The following is a 20,913-nucleotide window of genomic DNA, read 5'->3' on the forward strand; positions in this document are numbered from 1 at the left end:
CTAGCCGCGATGAACGCCGGGCGGAAGCCGGTGCGATAGGTGTTAGGAGCCTTGTCCGGTGGCCTGTCAGATCATTGACACCTAGAGGTGAAAGGTCGACGCGTTGCCCGTCACCGGCTCGACGCAATGGCTTTGACGCGGACCTCGAACAGCGGTGCTCCCTCCCGCGTGGGCCGGAGCCATCCGGCCGGTTGCCAACCCCAGGAGTCATACGCCTGCTGGGCGGCAACGTTGTCAGGCCGTACGAGCAGCGTGGCCCTTTCCTCCCGCCGCGTGCTCAGGAGCCGATCGTGGAGCGCCCGCGCGATACCCCGGCGTTGCCACGATCGCCGCACCAGCAGTTCGCAGACCGCGTATGTCCGTTGCCCGTCTTCGTCCGTGAAGCCGTCCGGTACCGGCTCGTGGATGCCGTCCCACCAATGCGAATCGGGTCCGAGCGGGAAGCCGTACACGTAGCCGACCAACTCGTCATCGACGTAGGCCGTCACCAGCTCCCAGCCTTCCCGGGGCATGTGCGCGGCGAGCTGCTGTTCGTACCGCTCGGCCGTGTAGCGCGGGCCGTCGTGGGCGTGCGCGTCGAGGTACACGTCCACAAGCTGCTCCACCAGACCCTCGGCCTCTATAGGCGTCTGGTGGCGAAGTCGAAGATTCTCCCGCACGAAGCGAGGATTCCATTAAGAACCCCTCAGGCGGCAGCCGCTTCCGCTGCTGCGCTTCGATACAGGTCGAGTATTGCCGGCATGAGCAGCGGAGACGCGGCCAGTGTTTCCTGAGATGTGCTGTCGTGGGCGTTGCCGTGCCGGTCCACCACTGATGCCCCAGCTTCCCGCGCGATGACGACGCCGGATGCCATGTCCCACAGGTGGTTCGAGAGGGTGATCGCGGCGTCCAGCCGTCCCTCAGCGAGCCATGCGAGGTCGAGTGCGGCGCTGCCCATCATGCGTACGCGTTGGGACCGTGCAGCGAGCTGGGCGGCCAGGGCAAGTCTCATCGCGTTCTTGGCATCGGCGCCAGGCCCGACTGCGTAATCGCCGACGGCGACGATTGCGTCTTTCAAGACGCTGACCCCGCCGACCGTTATCCGCTGCCCGTTAGCGTGTGCGCCGCAGCCTTCCACAGCGGTATAGAGCGAGCTCAGGAACGGCAGCTCGATCACGCCCAGCACTGGATTGTTCTGATGCACGAGTGCCAGCGAGACGGCGCACATCGGCAACCGGCGGAGGAAGTTCGCGGTGCCGTCGATAGGGTCGAGTACCCAACGGAGGTCGGCTCGGCCTGAGTCACCTTCCTCCTCACCGAGGAAGCCGATATCGGGCGTCTCCGCTGCCAGGAAGGCGCGGACATCCCGCTCGATCGCGAAGTCGAGTTCGGAGGCGACGTCGCGGTCGCCCTTGAGGGTGAGTACGCCGGGAGATCCCTGCCGCATGGCCCGAGCAGCTCGCCTAACGGCCTCGGTCGCAACGGGTAGGAGGTCTTGGTAGGTGCTCACAGCGCCTTGCCACGCTGCCAATGCGACTCGAAGAACTGCTCGAACACCTGGTAGAGCCCGGATCGGTGCACGTCGCGCCGAATGACGAAGGCGGGTGAGTCCACCCCTCGACTGTCGGTCAGGTAGGGCTGCGCCACGCACTGATCATCCACGAGCACGATGTTGAAGCGAAGAGTCTCGTCATAGGTGGCCAACTCCAGGCGAGTCCGGAGTTCGACAGGTAAACGCTCGCGGACTCGCAGTAATGTCTCCAGGTTGAGTTTGGTGAGCGCCGCGAGCTGTCCGGAGAGGAATCCCTCCTCCGCCTCGCGCGCCTGGATCGCTGTTCCCGCCGGATCCAGGAACAGGCATCGGGCGTGGGTGCCGCCTGCCAGGAGCGCTTGCCAATGACGGTCCGCGTAGTCCTGGCAGAGCATGTTGAGAGACAACCCGATCGCTCGGACGCGACGCGCGCCGTCTAAGGGACGTCTCGTAACTGGTTGAAGGCGTTGCCCGGCACCGGGCTGGTGGTCAGCCGGCGAGGATGATGTTGTGGAGGTTGGCGATGCCGGAAGCGGCGTCGGCCAATGTGTGGGCGGCGCGGCGGTAGTCGCGCAGGATCTTGAAGCACTTCATCCTGGCCAGGGCGTGTTCGACCCCTGCTCGAACGGTGCGGTGTTCGATGTTGAGGGCTTCTTTCCAGTCCGGCAGAGTGCTGCCGTCGGCGGGCTTGCGGTACGGCATGATCACCTCCGGGTTACCGCGGTAGCCGCCGTCAGCCATCACCGGCCGCCCGTCCAGCTTCTCGGCGATGCCCGAGGTGCGGTAGACGATCGTGTCGTTGCGGTTGCCCGGCTGCGGGTCGCCGACGGCGATGACCAGACGGGTGCTGGCGTCGATAGCGACCTGCAGGTTCGTCGAGTACCGGTAGTTCTTACTCCGGGCGGCCAGCCGGTGATCGCGGGTGGGGATCAGAGTCCCGTCGACGATCGCGATCTGCTCGACCGGCCGTTTACGCACCGGCGCCAGGGCCAGCAGCGGCGCGAGAGTGTCGATGACCCGATGCGCAGCCGAGTGCGACACCCCGAACAGCGGGCCGACCTGCCGCATCGTCAAGTTCGTCCGCCAGTAGGTGGCCACCAGCAGCACCCGATCGGCCAGGTCCAGGGCCCACTGCCGACCCGGCCGGCCGTCAGCGATGCCGTCACCGCCACGCTCGGCGACCAGCCGGACCAGCCTGCGGAACTGGGCGGGCTGCAACCCGGTGAACGGAAAGATCCACTCAGAGTGGGCCGCGGTGATCACCTGCACCCAGGCATCCTGCCCGATCGTCCTCAACAGACAGACACCAGGGTTACGAGACATCCCTTAGGAGACGGTCTGCGGGCAGATGGGCGGTGAGCTGCGACCGGCTCGGATAGACCGCGATCAGACCAGCGAGGTTGTCGGCCGTCGGGCCGATCAACACGTCAAGCGCCAGGAGGACGTCTCCCGGCGGTGTTTCCGTCGTCTCCCAGTCGACGACGCGCTGAGCCGTTGGACTCCACCCGAGGACGGTGCCGAGCAGGCGAGCGAAGGCCTCTGGCGACAGTCCGGCAGTGTTCCGGCCGTCCGCCAGGCGTCGCCGCGCCGCAGCCGCGAGATCGGAGGCGACTTCTGCCGCCACGCGTCCCGCTTGGTCTCGTTGGGTCGAGGCGAAGCGGCTGCGAACGTCCTCCGCTGCCGTACCGAGTGCAGTGTCGAGGGCGGCCTGCATCTCCGGCCGGGGGCAAGCCGCGTCCATCGCGGCCTCCCACTTGGAGACGGTTCGCTCGGCGACGCCGAGGTGTGCGGAGAAGTCGCGAATGCTCATCCGCAGGGCCTGCCGCAACGCCCGCGTTTCCCGGCCCGTCCATTTCTGCACGGTCGTCATTCGCGCCGTCCTCGATCACGGGTAGTTCAGACCTGAGGCAGCGTAGCCCGCATCGGTGCAGTGCAGTTACCGCTGCGGTGCAGTGCGTAGTCGTGTTGCGTGAGGGTGAGGCTGACGAGGCTTTACGCATGGCCCGGGGCGGGTGCTGGGCTCCGGCGGTACCGCGTCCCCCGATCGCGGCTCCCGCCGTCCCCGCCCGCTCCGGCGCCACTCCAGCAGCTCCAACCCGGAGGCGCCTGCCGATGTCCCTCGTACTCGCCGACTTCCCCGTCCTCACCCCGGTCACCGACGAGGACGTGCTCGTCGCCGCGCTGGCCGTGCGCGTACACGTGCCCGAGCACTGGCCGCAGGGACCGCTGTGCCGCAGCGAGCGCGTCCCGTACCCCTGCCGGCTGGCCCGGTGGGGGAGGGCGACGCTCGCCGCGGCCGGGCTGCCCGACGAGGCCGTGGCGGCCGGGACGGCGGCGTCGTGATCTACGTGACCGGGGAGCGGGTGCAGGCGTATCAGGTGCGCAGTGCCTTCTTCGACACCCGCTGGCGTGGGCTGGACCCGGCGCAGGTGCACGACTATCTGTGCCGGGTCGCCGACGAGATGGATCGCCTGCACCGGGAGCTGACCACGGCGCGCACCGAGTCGGAGCGGGTCCGCCAGGCGCTGCGGCAGTGGCAGTCCCGCCACAACGGCTGCCGTCGACGCGGCCACGATGGCTGAGCCGCGCTGGATCGTCCATCTGCCGACCACGCTGACCAGCCGGGAGGCCGCCGTCGAGCTGGCCGCCGCGCTCGCCCGGTCGCTCGGGCATCTGGATGCCGTCGACTTCGGTGAGACGACGCTAAGCGAGGAGGATGTGCAGCACCTGCGGTACCGGGTCTGGTGCGACATGCGGTTGCCCGGCGGCGGGCGCTGCGGACACCGGGATGGTCACGACGGGTCGTGCGGGCCGGTGGAACCGCGGTGACCTCGGCGTGCTTCGGCGTGTCGATCGATGAACGTCCTGGTGACGGGCTGGCCCGCTGGGAGCGGTCCCAAACGGGGCGACCATCCACCCTGTACGGTCGCTACACTCCCCGAAACGCCCGGAAACGCCACACGGAGTCTGGAGACGCCTGTGACCCGCGACAAGGCCGCACCGCCCGGAATCGACGTCACCGTTCCCAGCGTGGCCCGGGTCTATGACTACTTCCTGGGCGGTAAGGACAACTTCGAGGTCGATCGCAAGGTCGCCGAGCACGCCCTGCGGATCACGCCGGACGGGCCGGCCGCCGGTCAGGCGAACCGGGCCTTCCTGCGCCGGGTGATCCGCTACCTCGTGACCGAGGCGGGCATCGACCAGTTCCTCGACATCGGCTCCGGGCTGCCGACCCAGGGCAACGTGCACGAGGTCGCCATCGAGCACAACCCGGCCGCCCGCGTCGTGTACGTGGACAACGACCCCATCGTTCTGGCACACGGGCGGGCCCTGCTGGCCGCGGAGGGCACCGCGACGGTGATCCAGGCCGACATCCGGGAACCGGAGGAGATCCTCAACGACCCGGACGTCCGCCGGTTCCTCGACTTCGACCGCCCGATCGGGCTGCTGCTGTTCGCGATCCTGCACCACATCGGCGACGACGAGGACCCGCGATCGGTGGCTGCGGCGCTGATCGACGCCCTGCCGTCCGGCAGCTACGTCGCGATCTCGCACTTCCGTGACCCGGGCGAGCGGGATCCGGAAGGCTCCCGCAAGGCCCGCGAGGTCGAGCGGGTGTTCAACGAGTCGCTCGGTACCGGCCGCTGGCGTACCGACGAGGAGATCCTCGCCTTCGCCGACGGGCTGACGGTGCTGGAGCCGGGCCTGGTGCCGCTGGCCGAGTGGCGTCCGGACCCGGACGCGCCCGCCCAGCAGCAGATCGACACCTACCACACGTTCGTCGGACTGCTCGCCCGCAAACCGTAGGCGCCTGCCCGCGGGCACCGCGGGCCCCGGGGTGCGAAGGAAGCGCAGGTGCCGGAGCCGCGCCGAGGTGGCGCGTGCTAAGAAAGGGCCCCGCCTTCTTCGAACCCAGGAAGGGCCCGCCGTGCACGAAGCCGAGCAGGTGATCCAGCGTGTGCTGCGGGATCTGCGCGACGGCACGCACCGTGGCGTCGTGGTGGACTCGCCCCCCGGTGCCGGGAAGTCGACCCTCGTCGTCCGCGCCGCGATCGAGACCGCCGCCACCGGCGATCCGCTGATGATCGTGGCGCAGACCAACGAGCAGGTCGACGACCTCATCGACCGGCTCGGCCGCAGGGCGCCGGAGCTGCGCGTCGGGCGGCTCTCCGCGACCGACTACCGGCCGACCGAGCGGGTCACCGCCCACCCGGCGGTCCGCGTCGCCGCGAAGGTCGCCGACCTGGGCGGGCCGGCGGTCACCATCGGTACGGCGGCCAAGTGGGCCACTGTCACCGAGGGGAGCTGGCCCTGGGCGATCGTGGACGAGGCGTACCAGATGCGCGCCGACGCGCTGCTGCGCGTGGCGGGACGGTTCGAGCGGGCGCTGTTCGTCGGCGACCCCGGTCAGCTCGATCCGTTCAGCACCGTCGAGACGTTCCGCTGGACCGGCCTGACCTGGGATCCGATGCAGTCGGCGGTGGCCACGCTGCTGCGGCACAACCCGGAGCTGCCGGTGCACCGGTTGCCGGTGTCGTGGCGGCTGCCCGACTCGGCCGCCCCTGTCGTCTCCGCCGCGTTCTACCCGTTCACCGGGTTCCGCGCCGGTACCGGACCGGCCGACCGGGCGCTGACGTTCACCGAGCCCGGCGCGGGTGACGCCTACGACGCCTCGGTGGAGGTGGCCGCCGCCACCGGCTGGGCGTTGCACGAGCTGCCGGCCCGGCACACCGTGCGTACCGATGGAGAAGCCGCCGCGGCCTGCGCGGAGCTGGCGTTGCGGGTGCTGCGGCGCGGCGCGGTCGCGGTCAGCGAGGCCGCGCCCGGCGGCGCGCCGGTCACCGCGGACCGGATCGCCGTCGGGGCCGCGCACCGCGACCAGGTCGCGGCCATCCGGTCCCGGCTGGGCGCGGTCGGGGCGGGCATCGCCGTGGACACCGCCAACCGGCTCCAGGGCCGGGAGTACGACGTGACGATCGTGCTGCACCCGCTCTCCGGCCGGCGCGACGCCACCGCGTTCCACCTGGAGTCGGGGCGGCTGTGCGTGCTGGCGTCACGGCACCGGCACGCCTGTGTGGTGGTGGCGCGGGCCGGGATCGGTGAGCTGCTCGACGCGTATCCGTCGACCGAGCGGGTGCACCTGGACGTGCCGGTGAAGTTCCCCGACGGGTGGGAGGCCAACCAGACGGTGCTGACCCACCTCGATGCCCACCGGGCGTGACGAGGGGCCGTCGCGGCAGGATCGGCGGACCGTTCGGATCTTCCGGCGTTCGCGGCCGGTGGGCACGATGGCCGGATGCATCCTCACGATCCCTATCAGCAGGATCCGTACCAGCACCAGGCGTACCAACAGCAGGCGTACCCGCAACAGCCGTACTATCCGCCGCCGGCGTACGTGGAGCAGCCGAGCGAGGGGATGGGCCGGTGGGCGATCGTCCTGTGGGTCACGGTGCCGGCGCTGCTGGTGATCCTGTGCTGTGCCGGATGCGTCGTCTCCGGGTTCGCGGGCGGGTTCATGGAGGGCTTCAACGAGGGCTACGAGTCGTCGTAGGTCGCACCGCCGCCCTCCCCGCGCGGCGCTGGCGGCGGTGCGTTAGACAGGGATCATGACCGCGAGCTTGCTGCCCTGGCTGGGCGGGGGTGTGGTGGCGGTGGCCGCCGGTTTCCTCGCCGCGTTGCTGCCCCGGCGCCGCGCCCGGGCCGAGGGCCGGCGGATCGCCTGGTCGTCGGCGCGGGCGGCGATCCACGACGCCACCGTCAGCCGGGACGCGTCCCCGGCGACGGTGCCGGAGGCCGAGCGGCTGCTGGCCCACGCCGAGCTGCTCGCCGCCGGACGCGGCGGCGCCGACGCGGCCTACGCGGCGGCCGAGCACGCCCGCCGCGCCGACGAGCTGTGGCGGGCCGGGCGGTGACGAGGGTACGCCGGGAGCTGCTGCGCTGGTCGCTGCTGGCCGCCGCGGCGGCGGTGCTCGTGGTGTTCCTGGTGGCGCAGCGGCAGAGCGTGGAGGTCAGCTACGGGCGTTCCCCGTCGACAGCCGCACTGCCCGAGGGCTCGGCCGGGGAGTTGAGCGACGCGAGCGTGCCCTCGGTCGAGGAGATGACCGCGCTCGTGGCCGCCGATCCGGTGGTCCGGTTGCCGGGCGCGGTCGCGCGCTGGGACGAGCAGCGGGTCCGGGCCGCCGTCGGTGACCGGGGCACCCGCATCCTGGTCGCCCCGCCCGGTCTGGACGAGGCCGAACGCCGGCGGGTGAAGGACGTGGAGAACGCCGAGATCCGGATCGTCGGTACCGAGGTCAGCGGTGGCCTCTACGTGGCCTCGCCGGACGACCTGCCGGGCTGGCGGGCCCGGTTCGCCACCGGCGACGTGACCGGCCCGCTGCTCACGCTGCTGGCCACGCTGCACGACCAGCCGACCCCGCCGGACGGCGACGGCCTGCGCTGGCGGGAGCCGACCGGCCCGGAACTGGCCCCGGTGGTCGCCGCGCTGCGCGTCACCGGCCGGTACGTGGGCACCGGCGCCACGCTGCCCGAGCTGCCGGAGAAGGCGGCGAGCGCCGCGTTCCCGGACGGCGCCTGGTTCGTGGTGCTGCCCGCCCAGCCGTACGGCGAGCCGCTGCCCGCGTACGGGCCGGCGCTGCACCGGCTCGCCCCGGACCAGCCGCTGGTGGTGATGTACGGCGACTGGATCGAGTACCACGGTCCGGGTGCGGCGTCGTTCGCCGAGGTGGCCGGCGCGAGCTTCTACGCCCAGTTCGGCGGACGGCTCGGCCGTTACGCCTATCCCCAGCAGAACGTGCTCGGCGCGTATCTGGCCCAGGTCACCGACGTGCGGTACGCGGGGCTGTTCGACCGTCCGCTGCCGTACCGGCCGTTCGACCCGCTGCGGGTGGCGTTGCCGGCGCTGCCCTGGATCTTCGCCGGGTGCGTGGCGGGTTTCGTGGTGCTGTCGATCCGTACCGTGCGGGGGTCCGGCCGCCGTCCCGCCGACGTCGGTCCGGGTGGCACGCCGGCCCGGCTGGCCGGGCTCTCCGCGCTGGCTGTGGAGTTGTCGCTGCTCACCGACGCGCGCAGCGACCCGGCGCTGGTCCGGGGGGTCGGCCGGTTGCGGGCGGCCCGGGACGCGTTCGACGAGGGGTTGCCCGACCGGCACGTACGCGAACTGCTCGCCGACGCGGCGGCCGAGCTGGACGACGTGGCCCGGGACGTGCGGATGCCCGGCTACCGGCCGGACGTCTACCTGCGGGCGAGGCTGTCGTGAGCCGCGTCGCGACCCGTCCCGAGCGGACGGCGACCCGTCGTGGCGTGGCGGCGACCGGCCCGCGCCGGCTGCTCGGCCGCCTGGTCGGCACCGCGTTCGGCCGTGCGGTGCTCGCCTGCCTGGCGCTGGCCGGCTGGGCGCTGTGGACCGGAGGCGTCCTGGACGGTCCGGCCGCCCGGCAGGTACGCGGCTCCTCGGTCTACGCGGCGCCCGGAGTGGACCTGGACCGGGCCGCCGCCGAACGGGTCATCGGCAACCGGCGGCTGGTGGTGCTGATCATGGAGCCGGGCGCCGACCTGCGGGAGGCGTGCGACGACACCGAACGCGCCACCCAGGGCACGCTGGTGCTGGCGATGAGCCGCGACGGCGAGGACTGGGACACGTACGGCTGCTCCCGCCTCGGCGGCGACGGCCCGCGTGACCTCGGGCGGGCCATGGTCGCCGAGACCACGATCAGCCGGGGCGCCGATGCGTTCGTGGACCGGCCGGTCGAGGCGTTGAAGGTGATCGTGCTCAACTACGACCGGCTGGTCCGGGCCGGTCTGGTGCCTGACGGCGCCCGTACCATCAGCCCGTCGCTGCCCCGGTATCTGCTGGCCGGCGGCGCGGTGGCCGGGGTCGTGGCCGGTGCGGCGGTGCTCTGGATGGGCGGCCGGCGGGCCGGACGCCTGGCCGACGCGCGCCGGGCCGGGCGGGACGCACGCGCCGACGAGCGGGCCGCGCTCGGCGCCGCCACCGCGGTTCTCGCCCAGCAGATCATCGACCTGGACCGGTACGCCGGGCCGGTCGCCCCGGCGCACCGGCGGCTGGCCGCCGACTACGTCGGCCTGCTCGACGAGGTGTCCGAGGTGGACGACGACGCCGGAGCCGTGCGCCGGCTCCGGGAGCGGGTCGAGGAGCTGAGCCGCCGCGCGTCGGATCTCGCCGACGACGCCGCGTCGGGTCGGCGCGGGACGCGCGGACGGGGCCGGCGGTGACCCGCCGACCCCGTCGTCACTGCGTCGTCAGCGCTGGGCGCCCACCGTCGAGGCGGCCGGCCAGCTGCCGGTGAAGACCTGGGCGGGCGTCGCGCTGCGGGCGGCGAAGCCGAACAGCGAGTCGACCCGGGCGGCCTCGGTGGAGCTGGGGTACGGGTTGGTGCAGCTCGTGCCGGCGCTGCCACCGGACATCAGGATGGCGCAGTTGCCGTTGTAGTTGTCCGGCAGGCCGAGGATGTGGCCGATCTCGTGCGTCATGATGCGCAGTGCCGAGTACTGCTGGGCCTGGTTGTAGTCGATCACCACGCGGCCGTTGCCGAGGCTGGTGCGCTGGGCGTAAGAGCCGCCGCCGTAGGTGTAGGTGATCCGCAGGTTGGACCCGCACTGGGCCATGTTGATGTTGTTCGTGTAGTTGTTCCAGATCGCCGCCGCCTGCACCGCCGTGTTGGCGAACGGGCCGGCCTGGCTGATGTTGTAGCAGACGTTGCGGACGGCGGCGGAGGCCGGAGCCGGGTTGACGGCTACCGCACCGAGCGCTGCCAGCGTCGCGGCCGCGAGGGTGGCGAGGATCCGGGACAGCTTGGGGTGACGCATGGTTCACACTCCTTGGGATGGGGGGTGAGCGGAACGCCGCCAGCCTATAGATAGCTGTCTATCGATATCAAGAGGTGGACGCGTGCGGATCGGACGCGTTCACGGCGGCGACGACCTCGCCGTAGTCGCCGCGCGCCTCGGCGTGGCGGAGGAACTTCACCCGCTCGACCTGGATCTCCGTCGCGTCCGGCTGCGCCTCCAGCAGCGCCACCACCTCGCTCACGAACTCGTCCAGCGGCATGGCAGTCTCGTTGCTCTCGTGGCCGGGCAGGAGTTCGGTACGCACCGCGGGCGGCACCAGTTCCAGCACCCGCACGCCGGTGCCGGCCAGGTTCAGCCGGATCGACTCGCTGAGCATGTGCACCGCGGCCTTGGAGGCGTTGTAGCTCGGCGTGACCCGCAGCGGCACGAACGCCAGGCCGGACGAGACGGTGACGATCGTGGCGTTCCCGCGCCGCCGCAGGTGTTCGACGAAGGCGGCGATCAGCCGGATCGGGCCGAGCACGTTCGTGGTCACCACCTCCTCGGCCGAGGCGAGGAACGTGTCCGGCGAACGCCAGTCCTCGATCCGCATCACGCCGGCCATCGTCACCAGGACGTTGAGATCCGGGTGCTTCGCCAGCACCTGGTCCGCGGCGGCGGCGATGCTCGCCGGGTCGGCGGTGTCGATCGTGACGGTGGCCAGGCCCGGGTTGGCGGCGGCGATCTCGTCGAGCAACTCGGTACGCCGGCCCCCGACGATCACCGTGTTGCCCCGGTCCCGCAGGGCGAGCGCCAGGGCCAGGCCGATCCCGCTGGTGGCGCCGGGAATGAAGATCGTGTCTCCGGAGATGTCCATGCGGCAAGCCTGCGGCGTCCGGCGGGGCGGGTGAAGAGACCGCTGATCGGGGGATCGCGGATCCCTGGTTCCCGGCGGAGCGCGGCGGATACTCGGATCATGGACCGCCAAGCCCTGGCCGAATTCCTGCGCCGCCGCCGCGAGGCGCTGCGCCCCGGCGACGTCGGACTACCGGAGGGCGCCCGCCGCCGGGCGCCCGGCCTGCGGCGGGAGGAGGTCGCGTCGCTCGCCACCATGTCCACCGACTACTACACGCGGCTGGAGCAGCGGCGCGGCCCGCAGCCGAGTCCGTACCTGCTCGGCGAGCTGGCCCGGGCGCTGCGGCTCACCGCGCACGAGCGCGCCTACCTGTTCCGGGTCGCCGGGCACAGCCCGCCCGAGACGGTCGCCACCAGCGGGCACGTCGCGCCGGCACTGCTGCGGGTGCTGGACCGGCTGGCCGACACGCCGGCGCTCATCCTGTCCGACCTCGGCGAGACGCTGGTCCAGAACCGGTTGGCGGCCGCGCTGTTCGGGGACCGCTCCGGCCACACCGGGCTCGCCCGCAGCGAGGTGTACCGCTGGTTCACCGACCCGGCCGAGCGGGAGCACTATCCGGTGGAGGACCGTGACCGGCAGAGCCGGGCTCAGGTCGCCAACCTGCGGGCCGCGTACGGATCGATGGGGCCGCGGTCCCGCGCGGGCGAGCTGGTGCGAGCGCTGCGTGCGGCCAGCAGCGAGTTCGCCGAGTTGTGGGAGCGGCACGAGGTGGCGCAGCGCTTCGCCGACCACAAGACGCTGATCCACCCGGAACTCGGACCGATCGAGCTGGACTGCCAGGTGCTGTTCACCGAGGACCAGTCGCAGGCGCTGCTGGTGCTCACCGCCGCGCCGCGCAGCGAGGCCGAGGAGAAGCTGCGGCTGCTCGCCGTGCTCGGACACGAGCGGTTCCCGTCCACCACCGCGTGAACGCGGCACAGGAACCGTCGTTCACGCCGCCGGGTATCCCCGGTTTTCCTGTCGACCTCCCGTCACGCAGGGTGTTTTTCTGATCGCTTCCGGTCGATAGCGTCGGTCCACTGCCGTCGACGAAGGGCCGACGATGAACGACAACGGACAACCGCTCGACCGTCGGCGACTGCTCGCCGGCGCGGCGGCGGCCTCGGCGGTCACAGTGACCGGCCTGGCCGTCGCCTCCACCACCGGCGCCGCGGCGGCCGCACCGGGCCGCCCCGCGACGCCGCTCATCACCCGGGACCGCATCGCCACCGCCGCGCTGCGCGCACCCGACGGGTCCGCGCTCCCGGTCGCCGTCCAGGCCGACTTCCACGCCCGGCTCGCCGCCTGGCTGGCGTTCTGGTCGGCGAACTCGCCGTCGGCCTGGAGCGTGCCGGTGCAGGTGGTCGCCCGGATCGAGGCGGGCGGCGACGCGCTGGTGCTGCACGGGATCCGGCACCGCCGCGACGACGAGCTGCGCGCCGGCTTCGCCGCCGGCCGGCGCGACGCCACCCACCTGGCCACGCTGGCCAGCCTGCACCACCACTTCCCGAGCGTGCGGGTCCGCCCGGACGGCACGATCCGGGTCGCCGACGGACCCGCCGGGTTCACCGGCGCGCCGGAACAGGTCGCCTTCGCGGTCGCCGCCTGCCGCGAACTGTGGGGCGACGCGTCGGCGACCGCCGACCGCTGGACGGAGCACGCCGCCCGGGTGCTCGCCCGCGCCGGCCACCGCACCGACGCCGCCTCGCACGCCGGCTGGGCGGCCTTCACCCGCACCAGCCTGCGTCGCGGGCTGGGCACCGAATCGTACGAGTGACCGGAGGTAGCACATGGCCCGCAACGAGTTCCGCTTCGTGGTCGACGGCGTCGACCTGAGCCCCGAGCAGCAGACCCTGATCGCGGCGGAGATCCAGAAGGCCGGCCTGGCCGCGCTGCGTACCGCCGACGCCAGGCTGACCAACCCGCTGACCGTCGGCCACGGCAACATCAAGCTGCGTCCCGAGTGGTACGGGCTCTGGGTCATCGACGGCCCGTTCGCCCAGGACCTCGGGCAGAAGATCAACGACATCGGGTTCTGGATCCAGCGGTGACCGACGCCGCCCGGCCGGCCGGCACGCCGGAGCGGATGTGCCCGAGCACCCCGGCGTCCAACGCCACAGTGTTCCTCGGCATGATCACTCCGGCGGGCCGGGTGGCCTACGTGACTCCGGCCGTACCGGCCGAGGTGGCGCTCGCCGGGCTCGGTGACTCCGACGAGCCGATCGAGTCGCGGGCCCGGCTCGCCGGCCCGTGTGTCACCTCGTCCTGCGGCTTCTGGACCGGCTCGCACTGCGGGCTGGGCGCCCGGATGGCCGCCTCGTACGCCGAGACCGCCCCGCCCGCCGAGGAGACGCTGCCGAAGTGCGCGATCCGGCGTACCTGCCGGTGGTTCGCCGAGCAGGGACCGGCCGCCTGCCCGGCGTGCGCGCACGTCGTGACCGACGCGCGGCTCTGAACGCGTCCCTGTTTGTCGGACCCTTCGACTAGCGTCGTGAGGTCATGGAGCCGAGGTTCGGCGAACACATCATCGGGCGGGAGCATCCCGCTGCGCTGCTGCGCGCCGAAGTGGCCCGGCTGGTCGACAGCCACGGCGGTCTCGTCCTGGTCACCGGCGAGCCGGGCATCGGCAAGACCACACTGGTCTCGGCCGCCGCCGACGAGGCCCGCCGCAGCGGAGCGCTGGTGCTCGGCGCCGCCTGCTGGGACTCCGACACCGCCCCCGACTACTGGCCCTGGGTGCAGGTGCTGCGCCGCCTGTCCCGGTCCGCCGACGACCCGCGCGCGGTGCGGGAGGCAGCCGACGCGGGCCTGGCGGCGCTGCTGGGCGAGCAGGCGGCGGGCGACGCTCGTCGCGGCGGGCCGGCACCGGGAGGCGACGTGGCGGCCGAGCCGGGCGACCTGCGCGCGGCGGGCGACATGACCGGGCCGGGCGACGCGGCCGAGCCGGGTGACGCGGGCCGGGCCGAGTTCGACAGGCACGACGCGGTGACCGCCGCCCTCGTCGCCGTCGCCCAGCACCGGCCGGTCGCCGTGATCCTCGACGACCTGCACTGGGCCGACCCGGCGTCGCTGCGGCTGCTGCAGTTCGTCACCCAGCACGCCTGGTTCGAACGGTTGCTGCTGATCGGCACCTACCGGGACGCCGAAGTCGAATCCGGCGAGCACCCGCTGCGGCAGTTGCTGCTGCCGCTGACCGCCAAGGCCACCACCGTCACGCTCGCCGGGCTGGGCCGCGCCGAGGTGGCCGCGCTGATGGCTCGCACCGCCGGCCGGGAGCCCGCGGCGAGCCTGGTCGACGAGGTGCACCGGCGCACCGGCGGTAACCCGTTCTTCGTGGAGCAGACCGCCCGGCTCTGGCACACCCACGGCCTCACCGACACCGTCGCCCCGGGCGTGCGGGAGGTGGTGCGCCGCCGGCTCGACCAACTGCCCGCCCCGGTGGTCGAGGCGCTCACAGTGGCCGCGGTGCTCGGCCGCGAGTTCGACAGGGGGACGCTCGCCGCCTGCGTACCCGCTCCCGTCGCGCAGGTCGACCGGCTGCTCGGCCGCGCCGCCGCGGCCCGGCTGGTGCTGCCCCGCAGTGACGGCCGGTTCGTCTTCGTGCACGACCTGGTCCGCGAGACGCTCTACGACGGGCTCGCCGAGGACGAACGGCGGGCCCGGCACGCGGCTGTGGTCCGGGCCGTCGACCGGTCGGACGCGCTCGCCGGCCCGCTCAGCCCGGCCCACCTGGCCCGGCACGCCTGGCTGGCCGGCGCCGAGCTGGAGCCGGAACGCGCCGGTGACCTGCTGCTGGCCGCCGCCCGCGACGCCGGGGGCCGGATCGCGATGGACGAGTCGGTACGGCACTACCGGCGCGCGCTCGAACTGACCGGCGAACCCGGCCGGCGGGTCCGGGTGCTGCTGGAACTGGCCGGGCTGCTGCACCACGCCGGCCCGCCGGCCGAGGTCGAGCGGCTGCTGGCCGAGGCCGCCGCGCTGGCCCGGGAGCTGCCCGATCCCGGCGTGCTGACCCGGGTGGCGCTCATCGCGCACCGGCAGCACTCCGCCACCCGCCGCCGGCTCGACGCCGCCGAACTGGTCCGGGAGGCGTACCGGCGGTTGATCGCGGAGCCGGACCCGGAACGCCCGGTACGCGCGCTGGTCACCGACCTGATCACCGCCACCGAGACGCTCGCCCGGCACGGCCGCGACGACGAGGCGCTCACCTTCAGCCTGTGGGCCCGCCACGACACCACCTGGGGTCTCGGCACCGCGCAGGAACGGGCCGTCGTCACCGCCGAGATCCGGGAGGTGGCCCGCCGCAGCGGCGACCGGGAAACCGAGCTGTGGGCCACGGCGCTGCGCTGGGTCGCGCTGCTGGAGCTGGGCGATCCGGGCTACCGGCAGGAGCTGACCGCGTTCGTGACCGGCGCGCGACGCGACGACGTGGCCCGGCAGCGGGTGGCGGCGATCGCGGACACCGCCATCATCGCCGCCTTCCAGGGCGACCTCGCCGCCGCCGAGGCGGGCTTCGCCGAGGCGGAGAGCTACCGCGAGCCGGGGCACTCCGACCACGCGTTCATGACGCACCACATGCGCTGGTCGATTCTGCTGCTGTACGGCCGCCTCGCCGAGGCCGAGGCGGTGCTCGACCGGGTGGGCACCGGGCACCCGCAGGCCGAACTGCTCCGGGCGATCACCGCCGTCGAGCGCGGCGACGCGGCCACTGTGCTGCGGCTCACCGCCGCGATCGAGGCCGCGGGCACCGCGTACCCCCGGTCGGTGTCGCCGTTGTGGCTGCGCCTGCGGGCGCAGGCGGCGGCCGTGGACGGCGACCCGGCGCGGTGCGCGGCGGTGCGGGCCGACCTGGCCCCGCACCGCGGGCAGTGGGCGGCGGCGTTGTTCGGCTGCGACATCGGCGGCCCGGTCGACCTGTGGCTGGCCATGGTGGACGCGGCCGAGGGCCGGTGGGACGACGCGGTTGACGGCTGCACCGCGGCCCGGGACGCGGCCGACCGGCTGGGCGCCCGGCCCTGGTCCGTGCTGGCCCGGGCCGCACTGGTGGGCGCGCTCGCCGGGCGGGACGGTCCGGGCGACGCGGCCGGGGCGCGGCGGCTGCGTGCCGAGACGGTGGCCGAGGCGCGGACGCTGGGCATGGTCCAGGTGGTGGACCGGCTGGGCGCGGCGGATCCCGCCCCGGCGGCGGCGTCCGCCCTGGTCGCGCCCCCGGCCGCCCGGCTCGGCGCGGGCGCCCCGGCGCTGGTCGCCGCGTCGTCGCCGGCCGGCCGCCGGACCGCGTCGGGTCTGTCCCGGGCGGGTGTGGTCCACGGGCGGTCGTCCGACCCCGGCGCGGGCGGTGCGGACGTGGTCCGGCCCGAGTTCCGGCCGGACGGGCCGGTGTGGCGCCTCGCGTACGACGGTGTCGTGGTGCACCTGCCCGACGCCAAAGGGCTGCACGACCTGCGCCTGCTGCTGAGCCGGCCCGGCGCGGACGTGCCCGCCGTCGAACTGCTCGACCCGGCGGCCGGTCCGGAACTCGTCGCCGCGCGCCGCCTCGGGGCCGACCCGGTGCTCGACGACGAGGCGAAGGCCCGCTACCGCCGGCACCTGCGGCGGCTCGACGACGAGATCGACCGCGCGGCGGCCCGCGACGACGGGCGGCGGCTGGCCGAGCTGGACGCCGAGCGCGCGGCGCTGCTCGACCAGTTGCGGGCCGCCGCCGGGCTGGCCGGGCGCACCAGGCGTCTCGGTGACCAGGCGGAACGGGCGCGCAAGGCGGTGACCGGCCGGATCCGGGACACCCTGCGCCGCATCGACGAGCGGCATCCGGCGCTCGCCGCCCACCTGCGCGAGTCGATCACCACCGGCGGCGCCTGCCGCTACCGGCCGGCCGAGCCGGTGCCCTGGCGGCTCTGACCGCCGAGGTGGCGGGGCCGCGCGGACCCCGCCACCGTCGTCACGTCAGCGGCGGTTGTAGCGGTACATCGTCAGCGTGCCGAACACGACCACGAAGAGGATGCTCCAGAGCAGCATCCACATGGTGCTCGGGCCGTCCATCGAGCCGGCCATCGCCGCGCGCACCGAGGTGACGAGCTGGGTGATCGGGTTGACCTTGACGAACGCCTGCAGCCAACCGGGCATGGTGGACGGGTCGACGAACACGTTGCTCAGGAACGTCAGCGGGAACAGCACCATCATGCTGGTCCCCATCACCGACTTCTCGCTGCGCAGCACCAGGCCGAAGAACGTCCACACCCAGGAGAACGCGAACGAGAAGACCACCAGCAGCCCGATCCCGGCCAGCACCCCGAGCAGCCCGCCGTCGGGACGGAAGCCGAGCACCACGCCCACGGTCAGGATGACCACGGCGGCCAGGACGTAGCGCAGCACGTCGCCGAAGATCATCCCGACCAGCGCCGCGGGCCGCCAGACCGGCAGCGTACGGATCCGGTCGAAGACGCCCTTCTCGATGTCGCTGTTCAGCCCGACCCCGGTGTACATGGTGATCATCACGACGCTCGTGACCATGATGCCGGGCAGGAAGAACTGGAGGTACGCACGCGGGCTGTCGGCGAGCGCGCCACCGAACAGGTACGTGAACATCAGCACCATGATGATCGGGAACGCGGTCACGTCGAACAGCTGCTCCGGCACGTGCTTGATCTTCAGCAGCGCGCGCCAGCCGAACGTCAGCGACGCCGACAGCGCGCTGGGCCGGGCCGGCCGCTCCGCCGGGGCGAGCACAGTGGCCAGCGCCTCGGCGGATGGCATGTAGACGGACGGCGCCCGCCCGGTGGTGATCGCGGTGTCGCTCATCGCGCCGCCTCCAGTTCGTCGTCCCGCTCGTCCGCCGGGACGGCCGGGTGGTCGGTCAGGGCCAGGAAGACCTCGTCCAGGCTGGGCTGGCCGAGGGAGAAGTCGTCCACCACGATGCCGGCGGCGGCCAGCTCGCCGAGCGCCCGCGCGGCCTGCGTACCGGCCTCCAGGTCGGTGCCGTGCTCGCCGACACGGGCGGTCAGCGCCGCCGGGTCCGCGGCGAGCTGCACCGGTACGCCGAGCGACGTGCGCAGCACCTGCTCGGCCTGCGGACGCTGCCCCGGATCACGCAGCCGGATGTGGACGCTGCCCGCGCCGATCGACGCCTTCAACTCGCCCGGGGTGCCCTCCGCGATCACCCGGCCGTGGTCGACCACAGCGATCCGGCCGGCGAGCTGGTCCGCCTCGTCCAGGTACTGCGTGGTCAGCAGCACAGTGGTGCCGTACGCCACCACCGCCCGCACGATCGCCCACACCTGGTTGCGGCTGCGCGGGTCCAGCCCGGTGGTCGGCTCGTCGAGGAAGAGCAGATCCGGGGTGTTGAGGATGCTCGCGGCGATGTCGATGCGCCGCCGCATCCCGCCGGAGTACTTCTTCACCTGCCGTCCCGCCGCCTCGGTCAGCCCGAACGCGGCCAGCAACTGCTCGGCCCGGTCCCGGGCGCCCGCCCGGCCCAGCCCGAGCAGCCGGCCCAGCAGGACCAGGTTCTCCGCCCCGGTCAGGTCCTCGTCCAGCGAGGCGTACTGGCCGGTCAGGCTCACCCGGGCACGCACCGCGTCGGCGTCACGCACCACGTCGTGCCCGAAGACCCGGGCCGTGCCGCCGTCCGGGCGCAACAGCGTCGCCAGCACCCGTACGGCGGTGGTCTTCCCGGCGCCGTTCGGGCCCAGCACGCCGTAGACGGTGCCGGCGGGAACCCGCAGGTCCAGCCCGTCGAGTGCCCGGGTCGAACCGAAGGACCGGACCAGGCCCTCGGCCTCGACGGCCAGGCCGGTGTTCCGGTTGCTCATGAATCGCTACCTCTCCTCGTCGGTGTCCTCGACAGGCGGCGTGCCGCCAGACCGATCGCCTGTTTCAACGAGGCCGGAAAGCCGTAGTCGTGCCGGCCTCACCCCGGAGGCGCCAGGTGGCCTGCCAGATCCGATCTGGCGGTGGCGATTCCCGGCCGACGGTGGCCGGTACGGGAGGAAGGCGGGTTATGACCGTTCCCGCGGCGGTCCGCCGGATGACCGGTCGCCGACAGCGCCCGATCGATCGTCTGCCATATGCTGCGCCGGCATCCGACGCACGGGGGGCGTGTCCCGGTTGTGGCTACGCGGACGCCTCTCCGTGCATTGAAACCGAGAGGGGTCCACCGTGTCCATCGTCCGAAGAGTGCTCGGCGCACTCACCGTGGCGGCCCTGGCCGTCACCGTCCCACCCGCCGCGGCCGGCGCGGCCGAGGAGCCGGCAGGTGTCCTCCACCTGACCGTCACCGCGCCCGACGGCTCCCCGAGCCCGGGCAGTGTCGACGTGGTGGCGGCGGACAGCAGCTACGACGTCCAACTGCTCCAGTTGGACGAGGCCGGGCAACTGCGCGTGGAGGTGCCGGCCGGCGACTACAAGATCGCCATCAGCCCGGCGTACGTCGACCCCGACCTGCCCGACGACTCGCTGCGGCAGTGGGTGCCGGGCCGGACGGACTGGGCGGGGGCCGGAACGGTCCGGGTGTCCGCGGGGGGCACGACGGACGTCTCCGAGCGCCTGCTCACGCCCAGCCCGTTGACCCTGCGGGCGCGTGACGCGGTCACCGGCGCCCCGATCGACCGCGTCTGCGTGTACGTCGACACCCGCCGCAACCTGTGCGACGACGGCGAGGTGACAGTGCCGCCGCTCGTCCCCGGTCCGCAGGAGGTACGGGTCTACACCGACGGTGATTCCCACCTGCCCCGCGACACCACCGTGACCGTGCTGGCCGACGGCAGCGGCAGCGCGGTGGTCGACCTGACCCCGGCCGCGCACGTGGTGTCCCGGGTGGTCGACGCGGCGACCGGCGCGCCCGTCGCCGGGGCCTGTGTGACGCCGGCGCCCGCCGGTACCGGCGAACTCCCCCACAACCCGGGACGGTACTGCTCCGACGCCTCCGGGAACGTCCGCGTCGGCCTGGTCGAGGCCGGCTCCTGGAACCTGTTCGCCCGCCCGGCCGGCGGATCGGCGTACGGCGCGCAGTGGGTCGGCGCGACCGGCGGCACCGGTGACACGAAGCAGGCCCGGGTGGTCACCCTCCGGGCCGGGCAGACGGTCACCGTGCCCCCGATCCGGCTCGACCGCGCCGGTGTCGTCACCGGCACCGTGACCAGCGCGGCCACCGGCAGGCCGGCGACCTCCGGCGCCGTGACGCTCGCGCCCGAGTCGGGCTTCTTCCTCAATTGGGGTGTAAAGCTGGACGCGCAGGGCCGCTACCGGATCGACTGGCTCGGCCCGTACGCGTGGCCGCTGCTGTACACCACCGCCGACAACGCCACCCAGTGGTCCGGCGGGTTCGCCCTGCGGGGCAAGGCCGTGCCGGTCACGGTCCGGGCCGGCGCCACCACCGTCTACGACCTCGCCGTACGGCGAGGCGTCCTGGTCACCGGCCGGCTCGTCGACCCGGAGGGCCGCCCGGTGGTCGCCGAGCTGACGGTGCGCAACGCGCGTACCCGTGAGGTCATCGGCTACACGTTGGATCTGGATCGCGACGGCGAGTACGCGCTGCGCGTGCTCGGCCCTCAGCCGGTCACCGTGGGGTGGCTGTGGACGCCGCCGTACGTCAGCTACGCCGGCTGGTACGACGGCGCGGCCCGTCCGGCCGACGCCACGGAGGTGACACTGCCGGGCAACGGAACGCTTCGGCTCGACGTCCAGGTCGACCGGTACCCGGCCGGCTGAGCGACCCCGGTCG

At 73.2% G+C, this 20,913-nt stretch carries 24 protein-coding genes; 15 read left to right on the forward strand and 9 right to left on the reverse strand.

What is annotated here, in order from left to right; all coding sequences use genetic code 11:
* Positions 1–110: 110 nt before the first annotated feature.
* The 5 genes from ACN27D_RS21510 to ACN27D_RS21530 form a co-directional block, all read right to left on the reverse strand.
* Positions 111–659, reverse strand: coding sequence for a GNAT family N-acetyltransferase (locus tag ACN27D_RS21510; RefSeq protein WP_421499840.1), 549 nt, complete (start codon positions 657–659; stop codon positions 111–113).
* A gap of 26 nt (positions 660–685) precedes the next feature.
* On the reverse strand, positions 686–1,489 hold the full coding sequence (locus tag ACN27D_RS21515) for an inositol monophosphatase family protein (RefSeq protein WP_421499841.1): 804 nt from the start codon (positions 1,487–1,489) through the stop codon (positions 686–688).
* Entirely contained in the window at positions 1,486–1,917 is a 432-nt protein-coding gene (locus tag ACN27D_RS21520; protein ID WP_421499842.1) for a DUF5919 domain-containing protein, read from the reverse strand. Before ACN27D_RS21520 ends, ACN27D_RS21515 begins: the two co-directional genes overlap by 4 nt.
* A gap of 82 nt (positions 1,918–1,999) precedes the next feature.
* Positions 2,000–2,779 (reverse strand): transposase family protein, encoded by a 780-nt coding sequence (locus ACN27D_RS21525; RefSeq protein WP_421498245.1) that lies wholly within the window; start codon positions 2,777–2,779, stop codon positions 2,000–2,002.
* Between the two features lie 43 nt (positions 2,780–2,822).
* Positions 2,823–3,380, reverse strand: coding sequence for a helix-turn-helix domain-containing protein (locus ACN27D_RS21530; protein WP_421499843.1), 558 nt, complete (start codon positions 3,378–3,380; stop codon positions 2,823–2,825).
* Between the two features lie 242 nt (positions 3,381–3,622).
* On the opposite strand from ACN27D_RS21530, the gene ACN27D_RS21535 reads away from it, so the two are divergent.
* The 9 genes from ACN27D_RS21535 to ACN27D_RS21575 all read left to right on the forward strand — a co-directional run bounded on the left by ACN27D_RS21535 (position 3,623) and on the right by ACN27D_RS21575 (position 9,745).
* Complete coding sequence (locus ACN27D_RS21535; protein ID WP_421499844.1) at positions 3,623–3,853, forward strand: hypothetical protein; 231 nt, start codon at positions 3,623–3,625, stop codon at positions 3,851–3,853.
* A complete protein-coding gene (locus ACN27D_RS21540; RefSeq protein WP_091418926.1) occupies positions 3,850–4,092 on the forward strand; it encodes a DivIVA domain-containing protein in 243 nt (80 codons plus the stop codon). The genes ACN27D_RS21535 and ACN27D_RS21540 overlap by 4 nt, the downstream gene beginning before the upstream one ends.
* Positions 4,085–4,339 (forward strand): hypothetical protein, encoded by a 255-nt coding sequence (locus ACN27D_RS21545; protein WP_421499845.1) that lies wholly within the window; start codon positions 4,085–4,087, stop codon positions 4,337–4,339. The genes ACN27D_RS21540 and ACN27D_RS21545 overlap by 8 nt, the downstream gene beginning before the upstream one ends.
* Before the next feature lie 150 nt (positions 4,340–4,489).
* Complete coding sequence (locus ACN27D_RS21550; RefSeq protein WP_421499846.1) at positions 4,490–5,317, forward strand: SAM-dependent methyltransferase; 828 nt, start codon at positions 4,490–4,492, stop codon at positions 5,315–5,317.
* 121 nt (positions 5,318–5,438) lie between these two features.
* Complete coding sequence (locus ACN27D_RS21555; protein WP_421499847.1) at positions 5,439–6,731, forward strand: AAA family ATPase; 1,293 nt, start codon at positions 5,439–5,441, stop codon at positions 6,729–6,731.
* A gap of 75 nt (positions 6,732–6,806) precedes the next feature.
* Positions 6,807–7,061 carry a hypothetical protein gene (locus ACN27D_RS21560; RefSeq protein ID WP_120571454.1) on the forward strand — a complete coding sequence of 85 codons (255 nt, stop codon included), beginning with the start codon at positions 6,807–6,809 and terminating at the stop codon, positions 7,059–7,061.
* A 55-nt stretch (positions 7,062–7,116) separates the two neighbouring features.
* Positions 7,117–7,422: a DUF6403 family protein gene (locus tag ACN27D_RS21565; RefSeq protein WP_421499848.1), complete on the forward strand. Its 306-nt coding sequence runs from the start codon at positions 7,117–7,119 to the stop codon at positions 7,420–7,422.
* Positions 7,419–8,768, forward strand: coding sequence for a hypothetical protein (locus ACN27D_RS21570; protein ID WP_421499849.1), 1,350 nt, complete (start codon positions 7,419–7,421; stop codon positions 8,766–8,768). The genes ACN27D_RS21565 and ACN27D_RS21570 overlap by 4 nt, the downstream gene beginning before the upstream one ends.
* On the forward strand, positions 8,765–9,745 hold the full coding sequence (locus ACN27D_RS21575) for a hypothetical protein (RefSeq protein ID WP_421499850.1): 981 nt from the start codon (positions 8,765–8,767) through the stop codon (positions 9,743–9,745). Before ACN27D_RS21570 ends, ACN27D_RS21575 begins: the two co-directional genes overlap by 4 nt.
* Before the next feature lie 27 nt (positions 9,746–9,772).
* Here the strand turns inward: ACN27D_RS21575 and ACN27D_RS21580 are convergent, their stop codons facing one another.
* Together ACN27D_RS21580 and ACN27D_RS21585 are read right to left on the reverse strand one after the other, a co-directional pair.
* Positions 9,773–10,339 carry a snapalysin family zinc-dependent metalloprotease gene (locus ACN27D_RS21580; RefSeq protein ID WP_091418947.1) on the reverse strand — a complete coding sequence of 189 codons (567 nt, stop codon included), beginning with the start codon at positions 10,337–10,339 and terminating at the stop codon, positions 9,773–9,775.
* 67 nt (positions 10,340–10,406) lie between these two features.
* Positions 10,407–11,177: an SDR family oxidoreductase gene (locus tag ACN27D_RS21585; protein WP_421499851.1), complete on the reverse strand. Its 771-nt coding sequence runs from the start codon at positions 11,175–11,177 to the stop codon at positions 10,407–10,409.
* Positions 11,178–11,276: 99 nt separating this feature from the next.
* On the opposite strand from ACN27D_RS21585, the gene ACN27D_RS21590 reads away from it, so the two are divergent.
* The 5 genes from ACN27D_RS21590 (at position 11,277) to ACN27D_RS21610 (ending at position 17,093) form a co-directional block, all read left to right on the forward strand.
* A complete protein-coding gene (locus tag ACN27D_RS21590; RefSeq protein ID WP_421499852.1) occupies positions 11,277–12,125 on the forward strand; it encodes a helix-turn-helix transcriptional regulator in 849 nt (282 codons plus the stop codon).
* 133 nt (positions 12,126–12,258) lie between these two features.
* Entirely contained in the window at positions 12,259–12,972 is a 714-nt protein-coding gene (locus ACN27D_RS21595) for a hypothetical protein (RefSeq protein WP_421499853.1), read from the forward strand.
* Between the two features lie 13 nt (positions 12,973–12,985).
* Positions 12,986–13,246 carry a hypothetical protein gene (locus ACN27D_RS21600; RefSeq protein ID WP_091418956.1) on the forward strand — a complete coding sequence of 87 codons (261 nt, stop codon included), beginning with the start codon at positions 12,986–12,988 and terminating at the stop codon, positions 13,244–13,246.
* On the forward strand, positions 13,243–13,650 hold the full coding sequence (locus tag ACN27D_RS21605) for a hypothetical protein (RefSeq protein WP_091418959.1): 408 nt from the start codon (positions 13,243–13,245) through the stop codon (positions 13,648–13,650). The genes ACN27D_RS21600 and ACN27D_RS21605 overlap by 4 nt, the downstream gene beginning before the upstream one ends.
* Before the next feature lie 44 nt (positions 13,651–13,694).
* Positions 13,695–17,093 carry an ATP-binding protein gene (locus tag ACN27D_RS21610; RefSeq protein WP_421499854.1) on the forward strand — a complete coding sequence of 1,133 codons (3,399 nt, stop codon included), beginning with the start codon at positions 13,695–13,697 and terminating at the stop codon, positions 17,091–17,093.
* A 45-nt stretch (positions 17,094–17,138) separates the two neighbouring features.
* Here the strand turns inward: ACN27D_RS21610 and ACN27D_RS21615 are convergent, their stop codons facing one another.
* Together ACN27D_RS21615 and ACN27D_RS21620 are read right to left on the reverse strand one after the other, a co-directional pair.
* Positions 17,139–17,993 carry an ABC transporter permease gene (locus ACN27D_RS21615; RefSeq protein ID WP_358169704.1) on the reverse strand — a complete coding sequence of 285 codons (855 nt, stop codon included), beginning with the start codon at positions 17,991–17,993 and terminating at the stop codon, positions 17,139–17,141.
* A complete protein-coding gene (locus ACN27D_RS21620; protein ID WP_120571448.1) occupies positions 17,990–19,003 on the reverse strand; it encodes an ATP-binding cassette domain-containing protein in 1,014 nt (337 codons plus the stop codon). The genes ACN27D_RS21615 and ACN27D_RS21620 overlap by 4 nt, the downstream gene beginning before the upstream one ends.
* 346 nt (positions 19,004–19,349) lie before the next feature.
* Here ACN27D_RS21620 and ACN27D_RS21625 point away from each other — a divergent pair, with 346 nt between their 5' ends.
* The gene (locus ACN27D_RS21625; protein WP_421499855.1) at positions 19,350–20,900 is read left to right on the forward strand and encodes a hypothetical protein; all 1,551 of its coding nucleotides are present in this window, start codon (positions 19,350–19,352) and stop codon (positions 20,898–20,900) included.
* Positions 20,901–20,913 lie beyond the last annotated feature (13 nt).

The organism is Micromonospora sp. WMMD1274 (assembly GCF_049179035.1).
GTDB classification, from domain to species: domain Bacteria; phylum Actinomycetota; class Actinomycetes; order Mycobacteriales; family Micromonosporaceae; genus Micromonospora; species Micromonospora tulbaghiae.